A 12,257-nucleotide genomic window follows, 5' to 3' on the forward strand; every position below is an offset into this window, starting at 1 on the left:
CCGGCCCCCCGATTCCCCCGGCCCCCTGGCACCCCGGCCCGCCGGACCGCTGGTCCGCCGCGGCTAGGACTCGTCCTGCTTCTTCCCGGCCGTGCCGGTCTGCTCCGCTTCGGCCTCCCTGGCCGCCTTCGCCGCCCTCGCCGCCTTGGCCGCCTCCGTGAGCTGCCGCTTGGCGGCGGTGGCGTAGATGTCGACGTACTCCTGGCCGGAGAGCTTCATGATCTCGTACATGACCTCGTCGGTCACGGCGCGCAGCACGAACCGGTCGTGTTCCATGCCCTGGTACCGGCTGAAGTCCAGCGGCTTGCCGATGCGGATGCCGGGCCGCATCAGCTTGGGCACCACCTTGCCGGGCGGCTGGATCTTCTCCGTGTCGATCATGGCGACCGGGATGACCGGCGCGCCGGTGGCGAGCGCCACCCGGGCCAGACCGCCGGGTTTGCCCCGGTACAGCCGGCCGTCGGGCGAGCGGGTGCCCTCCGGGTAGATGCCGAACAGCTCGCCGCGCTCCAGCACCTCTATGCCGCTCCTGACCGCCGCCTCACCGGCGCCGCGCGCCCCGGAGCGGTCCACCGGGAGCTGGCCGACGCCCTTGAAGAAGGCCGCGGTGAGGCGGCCCTTCACGCCCGGGGTGGTGAAGTACTCGGCCTTGGCGATGAAGGTGACCTTGCGGTCCAGCACGGCTGGCAGGAAGAAGGAGTCCGAGAAGGAGAGGTGGTTGCTGGCCAGGATGGCCGCACCCGTGGCCGGAATGTTCTCCAGGCCCTCCACCCACGGCCGGAAAGCGACCTTCAGCGGCCCGCCGATGGCGACCTTCATCGTGCCGTACAACACCCGTGTGCCTCCCGTTTCCGTCGGACAGACCTTAACCCCAAGGACCGTCAATGGGCCCGACGACCCTGGTCGGTGTCAGTGCGGTCGCGTACGGTGAAGCACATGCCAGTTCTCCCCGGAGCCGAGCCGTACCGCCACCAGGGCGGTGAGGTGGGGGTCCTCCTCTGCCACGGTTTCACCGGCTCGCCCCAGTCGCTGCGCCCCTGGGCGGAGCACCACGCGGCCCGCGGCCTGACCGTCTCCCTGCCGCTGCTGCCCGGCCACGGCACCCGCTGGGCGGACATGCAGCTCACCACCTGGCAGGACTGGTACGCGGAGGTGGACCGCGAGCTGCGCCTCCTCGCCGAGCGCTGCTCCCGGGTGTTCGTCGCGGGGCTGTCGATGGGCGGCGCGCTGGCCCTCCGGCTCGCGGCCCGGCACGGCGAGCGGGTCGCGGGCGTGGTGGTGGTCAACCCGGCCAACAAGGTGCACGGCCTGTCCGCGTACGCCCTGCCGGTGGCCCGGCACCTGGTGCGCACCACGAAGGGCATCGCCAGCGACATCGCGAAGGAGGGCGCGGCGGAGCTGGGCTACGACCGGGTGCCGCTGCACGCGGCGCACTCGCTGCGCGCCTTCCTGCGCCGGCTGGACGGCGAGCTGCCCCAGGTCACCCAGCCGCTGCTGCTGCTGCGCAGCGCCCAGGACCATGTCGTCCCGGCGGCCGACTCGGCGCGCGTGCTGAGCCGGGTGTCGTCCCTGGACGTCACGGAGACCGTGCTGGAACAGAGCTACCACGTCGCGACGTTGGACGTGGACGCGGACCGGATCTTCGAGGAGAGCTACGCCTTCATCGGCCGGCTCGCACCCAGTGTCGGCAAGGAAGGGACGGCCGCAGTTGGCTGAGCACGACTCCGACCGTGAGGGCCGCGAGGACCGCGACGGCCAGGAGGACCGCGAGGGCCAGGGGGCCCGTGAACCGGACCGCCAGGAGGTGCCGTTCGACGAGGACGCCGCCTGGCGGGCCATCGTCGCCGGCTACGGCGTGGAGCCGCCGGACCCGCCGGGCGCCCGGCCGTTCAAGCCCGTGGAGGATCTGGCGCTGCTGGAGAAGAACGCCGTGGCGGACACCGGCGGGGACGACGGGGGCGACGCCCCGCCCGCGCGCCCGCTCGGCGGCTCGGTCTCCTTCGCGCCCGGGATCGGCCCGCGTGACTACGCGGTGGCCGAACCGTCCGACGACGACTTCGGCGACGGCGACGAGGGCCACTTCGTCCCGCCGGAGCCGCCGCCGCTGCCGGCCGCGGACACCACCGCGAAGTTCGCCTGGCTCGGCGTGGTCGGCGGCCCCGTCCTGCTGCTGCTGGCGGTGCTGCTCGGCTGGGACATGACCTGGTGGCTGGCGACCTGCGGCATCGGCGGCTTCCTCGGCGGCTTCGTGACGCTGGTGGCGCGGATGCGGACGGACGACGAGGAGGACGACGGCCCGGGCCGCGGAGCGGTGGTCTGACGCCGGACCGGACCGGCTGACACTGGGCGGGGTCCGCAGCCGCTCGGCCGGCCGGCCGGCCCTGGACCGGACCGGGTCCGCGGCCGGCTGACGCCCGGGCCCGGCCGCCGACGCCGGTTACGCCGCCGGGACCCGCAGGGCGGCCAGCACCGGGAGGTGGTCCGTGGCCGCCCGCAGGTCCGCCCGGCTGATCCCCGGCTCGTCCAGGGGCACGCCGCAGCCCAGCACCTCGATGCCCTTGGTCGCGAAGACCGCGTCGATGCGCTGGTGCGGACCGGCGGCGGGCGAGGTGAACTCGCCGCCCCAGGGCGCGGTCGTACGGCAGTCCTGGAGGCCGGCGGCGAGGCGGCGGAAGGTGGGTCCGTCGGGGCGTTCGTTCAGGTCGCCGCCGACGACGGCGTGTTCCGCGCCCAGCCCGGCGAGGTGGTCGAGGAGCAGCCCGCCCTGGGCCTGGCGCTCGTCCTGGCGGAGGCTGAGGTGGCAGCTGACGACGCCGAGCCGGGCGGCGCCGAACCGGACGACGGCGCCGGCGAGACCGCGCCGGTGCAGACCCGGCGTGAGCGGCAGCAGGACGTCCTCGGTCCGCTCGACGGTGGCGCGCAGACCGCACAGGATCGCCGGACCCGCCGCCGTGGCCCCTCCGGTGAGGACGACCTGGCCGGAGGCCGCCGCGAGCCGGGCCAGCTTCTTGCGCCAGCGGAAGAAGCGCGGGGCCTCCTGGAGCAGGACCAGGTCCGGGGCGCAGGCGCTGATGACACGGGCGAGGGCGGCGGTGTCGTCGCGCATCGAGCGGATGTTGTAGCTGAGCACGCGGACGACGGCGGAACCGTCTGCCGCGGTGTGGGAGTCGGGGAGCGGCACCATGTGGATCAATGTACGCCCCGGGGACCGGGGCGCGGCGACCCGTGCCCCCGGCCGCGGACCCGCCGCGGCCGGGGATGCCCGCGCGGCCGGGCCGCGCGGACACGGGGCGCCGCGCCCCGGCGCCGCTACATGACCGGGTCGGGCTCCCGGGCCAGGTCCGCCGCGCCCACCAGGCCCGCCTTGTTGCCGAGCTGGGCGGCGATCACGTCGGCCACCGGGCGCCAGTTGCCGCCCACCAGCCAGCGCTTGTACGACTTGCGGATCGGGTCGAGGACCAGATCGCCCTCGTCCGAGAGGCCGCCGCCGACGATGAACGCGGACGGGTCGAACAGGGAGGCCAGGTCGGCCAGGCCGGCACCGGCCCAGCGGGCCAGCTCGCGGTAGGAGTCGACGGCGACCGGGCAGCCCTGCCGGGCGGCCATGGAGATGTGCTTGCCCTCGATGCCGTCGGGGGTGCCGTCGCCGAGCGCGAGCAGCACCTCGGCGCGCTCGGGGGTGGCGTTGGCGCGCTGCTTGGCGTAGCGGACCAGGGCGCGGCCAGAGGCGTACTGCTCCCAGCAGCCCTGCGAGCCGCAGCCGCACAGCAGGCCGTCCGGGACCATCCGGATGTGGCCGAACTCGGCGGCCACGCCGAAGTGGCCGCGGCGCAGCTTGTTGCCGATGATGATGCCGCCGCCGAGGCCGGTGCCGAGCGTGATGCAGATGACGTTGCGGTGGCCCTTGCCGGCGCCGAACCGGTACTCGCCCCAGGCGGCGGCGTTGGCGTCGTTCTCGACCACGACCGGAAGGCCCGTACGGGCCTCGACCTTCTCCTTGAGCGGCTCGTTGCGCCAGTCGATGTTCGGCGCGAAGTACACCGTGGCGCGCTGCCGGTTGACGTAACCGGCGGCACCGATGCCCACGCCGACGATCTCGTGCCCGGCGCGCGCGCCCTCCACCGCCGAGGCGATGGCGTCCACGATGGCCTCGGGCGTGGTGGGGGTCGGCACCTTGAAGGTCGAGAGGATGTTGCCTTCCTCGTCGACCACGCCGGCCGCGATCTTCGTGCCGCCGATGTCGACGCCGATGGTGAGTCCCATGAATCCCTCAGTTTCGGTCGAGCCCCGCTACGGCCAACCGTACCCGAGGCCCCGCCGTGCCAGGGCTTCAGTCCAGGTCGATGCGCTCCCCCGGACCGGTGCCCTCGCCCCGGTCCCCGCGGCCGCCCGTGTCGTCCCGCTCGTCCCGGTCCGTCCGGTCCTGGCGGTCCGGCCGGCCGCCGCCCGGACCGGCCGTCCAGCGCCGCTCCTGGGCCTGGACGGCGGAGCGGTAGGCGGCGAGCAGTTCGCCGCCGGCCGCGGCCAGGTGGCCGAAAACGTCCGGGTTGCGCTCGATGACGGGTTCCACGGCGGCCTTGGCCTGCTCCACGGCCTGCCGCGCCAACTGCTGGGCGGCGGGTCCGGCGAGGCTTTGGAGGAGGGGCGAGGACAGCCCGGAGAGCTTGTCGGCCACCGCGTCCACCAGCTTCTTCAGCTCCTCGGCGGCCGGGCCCTGCGGGGGTCCCTGCTCGGTGCGGCGGCGGGCCTTCTCGGCGGCGAGGTCCTCGGCGCAGGCCGTGGCCCAGGCGTCGGCGTCGGTCGCCCGCTCCTGCGGCGGTTCGGGTGCGGGGCGCTCATCGCTCATGGCGGACTCCTGACTAGGTTCGCCTTTACGACGTTACCCGAACGGCCGTGCCCGGCTCACCGGCCGGCGGCGGGCCACAGATCCGGGTCCGGGGCGAACCGGATGCGCAGTTCGCCCTCGCGCAGTCCGGCGCCGGCGACGGTGCAGCGGCGCAGCGCGGAGGGCAGCGGCACGATCCGGCGGAACGGGCCCGCGCTGATCAGGAGTTCGTCGCCGCGCCGGACCAGGTCCAGCTCGTCCCGTATCGCGCCGGGCAGCGGCAGCGCCCAGACCAGCACGCCGTCCTCGGCGATGCGGTCGGTGACGGGCCACTGCACCGGGGCGGGCGCCGGATCGACGGCGGGCACGGCGAGGGCGGCGAGGTCGTCGGGGCCCTGCGGGTCGCGGCCGAGGTGCGCGACGGTGTGCACGTCGTGCGTCTCCCGCCAGTCGGCGAGCGTCTTGCGCTGCTGGGCGAGGAGTCCGGTGAGCCAGCTGTCGGGGGCCGCGTCGGGCAGGGTCCGGTTGGCGATCAGGGCCTCGGTGCGCAGGCCGCGCAGGGCCAGGCCGAGGCTCGCGGCGCGGATCGCGGCGGCGCCGGCCGGGCCGGGCTCGGCGACCAGGCGTACGGCGGTGCCCGGGTCGGTCAGGACGGTCTCGACGGCGGCCAGCTCCAGGTCCCAGCGGGCCGCCGTCTCGTACAGCCACCCGGCGGGCATGGGCACGCCGGCCAGCCGGCCGAGGACCGGGCGCAGGGCGCGGGCGGCCTGCCGTTCGGGCGGCAGCAGGCGGCGCAGATAGCGGCGCAGCTCCTCGGGCAGGGCGAGCAGGGCGAGGGCCTGCGGCAGCGGCGGGAGGTCGGCGACGAGGAGGTCGTACCGTCCGGAGAGGGCCGCGTCGCGCAGGGCGCGGAGGAAGGACAGTTCCTCGGCGCCGGGCAGCGGGGTGACCTCCTCGGCGTCCAGCCGGGCGGCGCCGAGCAGGTCGAGGACGGTCACGGCGCGGCTCTGGAAGGCGGTGAGGTCCTGCCGGAAGCGTTCCGTGGCGTCCGGGCGCCAGACGGTGAGGTGCGGCGCGGCCTCGGTGGGGGCCGGTCCCGTCCCGGTGCCCAGTGCCACGCCCGGGGTGTCGGTGCGGTCGGCGCTGAGCAGGAGGGTGCGGGTGCCTTCGCCGGCGGCGCGCAGCGCGGTCGCCGCGGCGACCGTGGTGCGTCCGCCGCCGCCCGGGCCCGTGATCAGGATGGTGCGCATGACGGGAACGCTACCGGTGCCCCGCCGGCGGCCCGTCCGCCGCCGGGTGCGGCGGCCCTGGAGGGTCAGGGCGGTCCGGGCGGTCCGGGCCGGCCGGCGCTCAGCCGGCCGTGTGTCCGGCCGCCGCGGACGGCCCCTGCTCCACCCTCTTCTTCAGGCCCGCCAGGGCCCGGTCGATGATGACCTTCTCGGCCTTGCGCTTGATCATGCCGAGCATGGGGATCTTGACGTCGACCGTGAGCCGGTAGGTGACCTCGGTGGCGTCCGCGCCGGCCCGCTTCAGCAGGTAGGTGCCGTCCAGGGAGCGCAGCATCTGGGACTTGACCAGGGTCCAGGAGACCTCGTGCTCGCCGGCCCAGGTGTAGGCGAGGGTCTGGTCGTCCTTGATGGCGCCGGCGTCCATGACGAGGCGGACCTGTTCGGCGCGGCCCCGCTCGTCGGTGGCGAGGACCTCCGCCTCCTTCACCTCGCCGGTCCAGTCCGGGTAGCGCGCGAAGTCGGCGATCACCGCCATGACGTCGGCCGGGGCCGCCTCGATCGTGATGCTCGAACTGGTGTGTTCCGCCATCGCGGTGGCTCCTCCAGATGCGGGCCGGGTTGGGAGAGATCTGTGTGCGCCGGCTGCGCACGCGTGTGCAGCGTGAAGGCTACCGCGCCGCCGACCTGCCGCCTTCACCCCGCCCGACGTGCCTCACCATTCGAGCACCCAGGGCGTGCCGGTGCGGGCGAAGTGCCCCACGTTCACGCACTCGGTGGCGCCGATCCGCATCCGGCGGGCCAGCGGCTGGTGCACGTGCCCGAACAGCGCGTACCGGGGCCGGGTGCGGCGGACGGCGTCCAGCAGGGCCCGGCTGCCCCGCTCGAAGCGGCGGGCCACGGTGTCGTACACCAGCTCGGGCACCTCCGGCGGGATGTGGGTGCACAGCACGTCGACCTCGCCGACGGCCTCGATCTTCGCCGCGTACTCCTCGTCGTCGATCTCGTACGGCGTGCGCATCGGGGTGCGCAGGCCGCCGCCGACGAAGCCGAAGGTCCAGCCGCCGATCTCCACCCGCCCGCCGTCGAGGACGGTGGTGCCGGGCCGGGCGTATTCCGGCCAGAGCTGCGGCATGTCGACATTGCCGTAGGTGGCGTACGTCGGTGCGGGGAACGCGGCGAACATCTCCTCGTACTGCCTGCGGACCGCCTTCTCGATGGCGGCGGCCCGGTCGGCGCCGACGCCGGCCCACAGCCGGGCGCCGAACTCGCGGGCCTCGGCGAACCGGCGGGCGGTGCGCAGCTCGACGATGCGGTCGGCGTTCTCCTTGCCGAACAGGTCGGGGAAGATCCCGCGCGAGTGGTCGGCGTAGTCGAGGAAGAGGACGAGGTCGCCGAGGCAGACGAGGGCGTCGGCGCCGTCGCCGGCCCGGGCCAGGTCCCGGGCGTTGCCGTGCACGTCGCTGACCACATGGACCCGGGTCCGCCGGCTGCCGGTGCGTGTGGATGCCATGGTGATCAAGGGTAGGCGCGCGGGGGTGGGGTGAACAGTGCCGGTCCGGCCTGCGGTTACTCGCCGGTCGGTTGGGCCGTGGACTACTGTGCGCGAAGGAAAGTCCGCGTGTGTGACGCAGCGAACATCTCGCCGGGACCCCCTGTCGTAGACGCCATACCGGCGGGTAACGTCCGGGCAGTCCAGTCGTGCTCTGGTTTTCAGCCACCGAAGTACCCGAGCACTTGCCCGAGCCTTGGACCGCACCGTCGCATCGCACAACGTCGTGGCGCCGGCGCCCTATGAGGAGCAGCAGTCTTGCGCGAGTTCAGCCTTCCGGCCCTGTACGAGGTCCCCGCGGACGGCAATCTGACCGACATCGTCCGCAGAAACGCCGCGCAGCATCCCGACGTCGCCGTCATCGCCCGCAAGGTGGACGGTGTCTGGCAGGACGTGACCGCACGGGAGTTCCTCGCCGAGGTGCACGCCGCCGCCAAGGGCCTCGTCGCCGCCGGGGTCCAGCCGGGCGACCGGGTGGGACTGATGTCCCGGACGCGGTACGAGTGGACGCTGCTGGACTTCGCGATCTGGAGCGCGGGCGCCGTCACCGTGCCGGTGTACGAGACCAGCTCGCCGGAGCAGGTGCGGTGGATCCTGTCCGACTCGGGCGCCACCGCCTGCGTGGTGGAACTGGACGCCCACGCGGCGGCCGTGGAGTCGGTGCGCGAGTCGCTGCCCGCGCTGAAGCACCTCTGGCAGATCGAGGCCGGGGGCGTGGCGGAGCTGGGCCGGCTCGGCCAGGGCGTGGCGGACGAGACGGTCGAGGAGCGCGGCTCGCTCGCCCGCGCCGACGACCCGGCGACCATCGTCTACACCAGCGGGACGACCGGGCGGCCCAAGGGCTGTGTGCTCACCCACCGCAGTTTCTTCGCCGAGTGCGGGAACGTCGTGGAGCGGCTGCGTCCGCTGTTCCGCACCGGCGAGTGCTCCGTGCTGCTCTTCCTGCCCCTCGCCCATGTCTTCGGGCGACTGGTGCAGGTGGCGCCGATGATGGCGCCGATCAAGCTGGGCTGCGTCCCGGACATCAAGCACCTCACGGACGAACTGGCCGCGTTCCGGCCGACGCTGATCCTGGGTGTGCCGCGGGTCTTCGAGAAGGTCTACAACTCGGCGCGGGCCAAGGCGCAGGCGGACGGCAAGGGCGCGGTCTTCGACCGGGCCGCGGACACCGCGATCGCCTACAGCAAGGCGCTGGACACGCCGTCCGGCCCGTCGCTCGGCCTGAAGCTGAAGCACAAGCTCTTCGACAAGCTGGTCTACGGCAAGCTGCGCGCGGTGCTCGGCGGCCGGGGCGAGTACGCCATCTCCGGGGGCGCCCCGCTGGGCGAGCGGCTCGGCCACTTCTTCCGGGGCATCGGCTTCACGGTGCTGGAGGGCTACGGCCTGACCGAGTCCTGCGCGGCGACCGCGTTCAACCCCTGGGACCGGCAGAAGATCGGCACGGTCGGGCAGCCGCTGCCCGGCTCGGTGGTGCGGATAGCGGACGACGGCGAGGTGCTGCTGCACGGCGAGCACCTGTTCAAGGAGTACTGGAACAACCCGGGCGCGACGGCGGAGGCGCTGGCCGACGGCTGGTTCCACACCGGTGACATCGGCACCCTGGACGAGGACGGCTATCTGCGGATCACCGGCCGGAAGAAGGAGATCATCGTCACGGCGGGCGGCAAGAACGTGGCGCCGGCCGTGATCGAGGACCGGATCCGGGCGCACGCGCTGGTCGCGGAGTGCATGGTGGTGGGCGACGGGCGGCCGTTCGTGGGCGCGCTGGTCACCATCGACGAGGAGTTCCTGGGCCGTTGGGCCGCCGAGCACGGCAAGCCGGCCGGTGCCACGGCGGCGGCGCTGCGCGAGGACCCCGATCTGCTGGCGGCGGTCCAGGCGGCCGTGGACGACGGCAACGCGGCGGTGTCGAAGGCGGAGTCGGTGCGCAAGTTCCGCATCCTGCCCGCCCAGTTCACCGAGGAGTCGGGCCATCTGACGCCGTCGCTGAAGCTCAAGCGGAACGTGGTGGCGCGGGACTACGCCGCCGAGATCGAGGCGATCTACGCCAAGTGAGGCGCCGCGCCCTCGCGGGGGCGCGGTCCTACAGCAGAGCCTTCAGGTGCTCGGCCAGCAGGTCCCAGCGCCACTTCTCCTCCACCCACCGGCGGCCCCGCTCGCCCATGCGGCGGCGCAGGTCGGCGTCGGCCAGCAGCGCCACGATCCGGTCGGCGGCCTCCGCGGGCTCGCCGCCGCGGACCACCCAGCCGGTCTCGCCGTCCAGGACCGCGTCCGGGGCGCCCCCGGAGTCGCCCGCGACGACCGGCAGGCCGGTCGCCGACGCCTCCAGGTAGACGATGCCCAGGCCCTCCACGTCCAGGCCGCCGCGCCGGGTCCGGCACGGCATCGCGAACACGTCGCCGGCGCCGTAGTGCGCGGGCAGCTCGGACCAGGGCACGGCGCCGGTGAACCGGACCGAACCGGCCACGCCGGTCTCCCGGGCCAGACGGCGCAGGTCGCGCTCGTAGGGGCCGCCGCCGACGATCAGCAGGACGGTGTCCGGCTCGGCGGCCAGGATGCGGGGCAGGGCCCGGATCAGGGTGTCCTGGCCCTTGCGCGGCACCAGCCGGGAGACGCAGACCACCACCGGCCGCTGCGTGAGGCCGAGCCGGGCGCGGACCTCGGCGCCCCCGGAGGCGGGGTGGAAGGTCTTCTCGTCGACTCCCGGCGGCAGCCGCACCATCCGCGAGGCCGCCGCCGGGCCGAGCGCGGCGGCGATCCGGGAGCGGGTGTATTCCCCGAGGTAGGTGAGGGTGTCCGTGGACTCCCCGATCCGGCGCAGCAGCTGCCGGGCGGCGGGCAGCTGGGCCCAGCCGGCCTCGTGCCCGTGGGTGGTGGCCACCAGCCGCTCGGCGCCGGCCCCGCGCAGCGCGGGTGCCATCAGGCCGAGCGGGGCGGCCGCCCCGAACCACACCGAGGTGCAGCCGTGCTCGCGCAGCAGCCCGGCCGCCCGCCTGGTGACCCGGGGGGTGGGCAGCAGCATCGTCGTGCGGTCGCGGACGACGGTGAACGGCTGCTCGGCGTCGAAGGCGGCGGTGGCCTCGGCGCCCTCCCGGCCGTGCTTCCAGGTGGAGGCGTAGACGACCAGCCGGCCGGGGTCCAGGCGGAGGGCCATGTTGTGCAGGAACGCCTGGATGCCGCCCGGCCGGGGCGGGAAGTCGTTGGTGACGACGAGGGTCTTGTCCATCGCCGCCGACCCTACCGAATGGACCGTTCCCGGCCGCGTGCCCGGCCGGGTCTGTGGCACCCGCACGGGAACGCGGGACATCATGGTCGCTCGCGCGGATTCGAACGGCACGGGCACACACGGCGGCGGACGGCAGGGGATCAGGTGAAGACGAAGGGCGCCGGACGGTCCCTGACGTGGCTGCTCGCGGCCTGGGCCGGCAGCCGCGCGGTGCTGCTGCTGTTCGTGTTCCGGGTGTACGTCTTCCCGGGCCCGGACGTCACCTCGGACGTGTCGGTGATCTACCGCGGCTGGTACGAGGTGCTGCGCCAGGGAACGTTTCCGCTGGACGATGTCACCTGGCAGTACCCGCCCGCCGCCGCCCTCGCGGTCCTCTCCCCCGCCGCCCTGCCCTTCCTGTCGTACGCGCACGCCTTCTACGTGCTGGCCTGTCTGTCCGACGCGGTCGTGCTGGCGCTGCTGGTGCGTGCGGGCGGGCGGCCCGGCCGGTCCCCGCGCGGCGCCTGGGTGTGGGCGGCGGGGGTGCCGCTGCTCGGGCCGACGGTGTACGCCCGCTACGACCTGATGGTGACCGCGGTCGCCGTGGCGGCGCTGCTCGCCGGGGCCCGGCGCCCGCGGGTGCTGGGCGCGCTGACCGCGCTCGGGGCGCTGCTGAAGGTGTGGCCGGCGCTGCTGCTGGTCGGTGTGGTGCGGCGGCGGGCGTGGGCCTCGGCGGCGGTCACCGCGGCGGGTGTCGCCCTGCTGTTCGCGGTGTCGATGCCGGGCGCCTTCGCCTTCCTCTCCTTCCAGCGGGACCGGGGCACCGAGGTGGAGTCGCTGGGCGCCCTGGTCTTCCATGTGGCCCGGCACTTCGGCTGGCAGGGCGAGGTGCTGCTGAACTACGGCTCGATCGAGTTCCTGGGCCCGGGGGTGGGGGCGGTCAGCACGGCCGCGCTGGCACTGACCGGAGCCGCGTTCGGCTGGCTGCTGCTGTGGCGGCTGCGCGCGGGCGCCCCGCGGCCGCATACCCTCGCCGACGCGGCCCTCACGGCGGTGCTGCTGTTCACGGTGACCAGCCGGGTGATCAGCCCGCAGTACCTGGTCTGGCTGGTCGGCCTGGCCGCCGTCTGCCTGTCGCACCGGGCGAGCCGGATGGGCGCCCCCGCGCTGCTGACCGTGCTGGCGTCCTTCCTGACCGTCCTGGAGTTCCCGCTCGGCTTCTCGCACGTGGTGCTGAGCGACTGGTACGGCGTCACGCTGCTGGTGCTGCGCAACGGCCTGCTGCTCGCGGCCGCGCTCACGGCGGCCCGCCTGCTGTGGCGCTCGACCGTACGGCCCGGTGCCGCCGCTCCCTTCCCGCCCCGCTCCGCCCGCCCCGCCGGGGCCCCGGTCTCCTCCTGACACCCGGCCCGCCACGGCGGCACCGCCCGGCCGCGGCGGGCCGTCGCC

The 12,257-nt window shown here is 74.5% G+C and carries 12 protein-coding genes; 4 read left to right on the forward strand and 8 right to left on the reverse strand.

What is annotated here, in order from left to right; genetic code table 11:
* Nucleotides 1–63: 63 nt before the first annotated feature.
* On the reverse strand, nt 64–834 hold the full coding sequence (locus tag ACH4OA_RS22995; protein WP_397942024.1) for a lysophospholipid acyltransferase family protein: 771 nt from the start codon (nt 832–834) through the stop codon (nt 64–66).
* A 102-nt stretch (nt 835–936) separates the two neighbouring features.
* Here ACH4OA_RS22995 and ACH4OA_RS23000 point away from each other — a divergent pair, with 102 nt between their 5' ends.
* Nucleotides 937–1,716 carry an alpha/beta hydrolase gene (locus ACH4OA_RS23000; RefSeq protein ID WP_397970504.1) on the forward strand — a complete coding sequence of 260 codons (780 nt, stop codon included), beginning with the start codon at nt 937–939 and terminating at the stop codon, nt 1,714–1,716.
* Nucleotides 1,709–2,320 carry a hypothetical protein gene (locus ACH4OA_RS23005; protein ID WP_365883805.1) on the forward strand — a complete coding sequence of 204 codons (612 nt, stop codon included), beginning with the start codon at nt 1,709–1,711 and terminating at the stop codon, nt 2,318–2,320. The genes ACH4OA_RS23000 and ACH4OA_RS23005 overlap by 8 nt, the downstream gene beginning before the upstream one ends.
* A 117-nt stretch (nt 2,321–2,437) precedes the next feature.
* On the opposite strand, the gene ACH4OA_RS23010 is transcribed toward ACH4OA_RS23005, so the two are convergent.
* From ACH4OA_RS23010 to ACH4OA_RS23035, 6 genes are all read right to left on the reverse strand, one after another.
* On the reverse strand, nt 2,438–3,184 hold the full coding sequence (locus tag ACH4OA_RS23010) for an endonuclease/exonuclease/phosphatase family protein (protein ID WP_397945732.1): 747 nt from the start codon (nt 3,182–3,184) through the stop codon (nt 2,438–2,440).
* Between the two features lie 125 nt (nt 3,185–3,309).
* On the reverse strand, nt 3,310–4,263 hold the full coding sequence (locus tag ACH4OA_RS23015; protein ID WP_365881483.1) for an ROK family glucokinase: 954 nt from the start codon (nt 4,261–4,263) through the stop codon (nt 3,310–3,312).
* Nucleotides 4,264–4,330: 67 nt separating this feature from the next.
* Nucleotides 4,331–4,846, reverse strand: coding sequence for a DUF5304 domain-containing protein (locus ACH4OA_RS23020; protein WP_397942017.1), 516 nt, complete (start codon nt 4,844–4,846; stop codon nt 4,331–4,333).
* Nucleotides 4,847–4,902: 56 nt separating this feature from the next.
* Nucleotides 4,903–6,075: an ArsA family ATPase gene (locus tag ACH4OA_RS23025; protein WP_397942015.1), complete on the reverse strand. Its 1,173-nt coding sequence runs from the start codon at nt 6,073–6,075 to the stop codon at nt 4,903–4,905.
* Nucleotides 6,076–6,175: 100 nt separating this feature from the next.
* The gene (locus tag ACH4OA_RS23030) at nt 6,176–6,643 is read right to left on the reverse strand and encodes an SRPBCC family protein (protein ID WP_397942013.1); all 468 of its coding nucleotides are present in this window, start codon (nt 6,641–6,643) and stop codon (nt 6,176–6,178) included.
* A 123-nt stretch (nt 6,644–6,766) separates the two neighbouring features.
* Entirely contained in the window at nt 6,767–7,564 is a 798-nt protein-coding gene (locus tag ACH4OA_RS23035; protein ID WP_365881491.1) for a metallophosphoesterase, read from the reverse strand.
* 297 nt (nt 7,565–7,861) lie between these two features.
* Here ACH4OA_RS23035 and ACH4OA_RS23040 point away from each other — a divergent pair, with 297 nt between their 5' ends.
* On the forward strand, nt 7,862–9,658 hold the full coding sequence (locus tag ACH4OA_RS23040) for an AMP-dependent synthetase/ligase (protein ID WP_365881493.1): 1,797 nt from the start codon (nt 7,862–7,864) through the stop codon (nt 9,656–9,658).
* A 28-nt stretch (nt 9,659–9,686) separates the two neighbouring features.
* Here ACH4OA_RS23040 and ACH4OA_RS23045 read toward each other — a convergent pair whose 3' ends face one another.
* Nucleotides 9,687–10,829, reverse strand: coding sequence for a glycosyltransferase family 4 protein (locus tag ACH4OA_RS23045; protein ID WP_397942011.1), 1,143 nt, complete (start codon nt 10,827–10,829; stop codon nt 9,687–9,689).
* Nucleotides 10,830–10,973: 144 nt separating this feature from the next.
* Between ACH4OA_RS23045 and ACH4OA_RS23050 the strand changes: the two genes are divergently transcribed.
* Nucleotides 10,974–12,209: a glycosyltransferase 87 family protein gene (locus ACH4OA_RS23050; RefSeq protein WP_397942009.1), complete on the forward strand. Its 1,236-nt coding sequence runs from the start codon at nt 10,974–10,976 to the stop codon at nt 12,207–12,209.
* The last annotated feature ends 48 nt before the right edge of the window (nt 12,210–12,257 follow it).

The sequence above is a fragment of the Streptomyces sp. NPDC017095 genome, assembly GCF_044332325.1.
Taxonomy (GTDB): domain Bacteria; phylum Actinomycetota; class Actinomycetes; order Streptomycetales; family Streptomycetaceae; genus Streptomyces.

Coding starts and splice junctions, on each gene's coding strand:
- ACH4OA_RS23000 (WP_397970504.1), top strand. CDS start 937: ATGCCAGTTCTCCCCGGAGCCGAGCCGTACCGCCACCAGGGCGGTGAG.
- ACH4OA_RS23010 (WP_397945732.1), bottom strand. CDS start 3,184: ATGGTGCCGCTCCCCGACTCCCACACCGCGGCAGACGGTTCCGCCGTC.
- ACH4OA_RS23015 (WP_365881483.1), bottom strand. CDS start 4,263: ATGGGACTCACCATCGGCGTCGACATCGGCGGCACGAAGATCGCGGCC.
- ACH4OA_RS23020 (WP_397942017.1), bottom strand. CDS start 4,846: ATGAGCGATGAGCGCCCCGCACCCGAACCGCCGCAGGAGCGGGCGACC.
- ACH4OA_RS23025 (WP_397942015.1), bottom strand. CDS start 6,075: ATGCGCACCATCCTGATCACGGGCCCGGGCGGCGGCGGACGCACCACG.
- ACH4OA_RS23030 (WP_397942013.1), bottom strand. CDS start 6,643: ATGGCGGAACACACCAGTTCGAGCATCACGATCGAGGCGGCCCCGGCC.
- ACH4OA_RS23035 (WP_365881491.1), bottom strand. CDS start 7,564: ATGGCATCCACACGCACCGGCAGCCGGCGGACCCGGGTCCATGTGGTC.
- ACH4OA_RS23045 (WP_397942011.1), bottom strand. CDS start 10,829: ATGGACAAGACCCTCGTCGTCACCAACGACTTCCCGCCCCGGCCGGGC.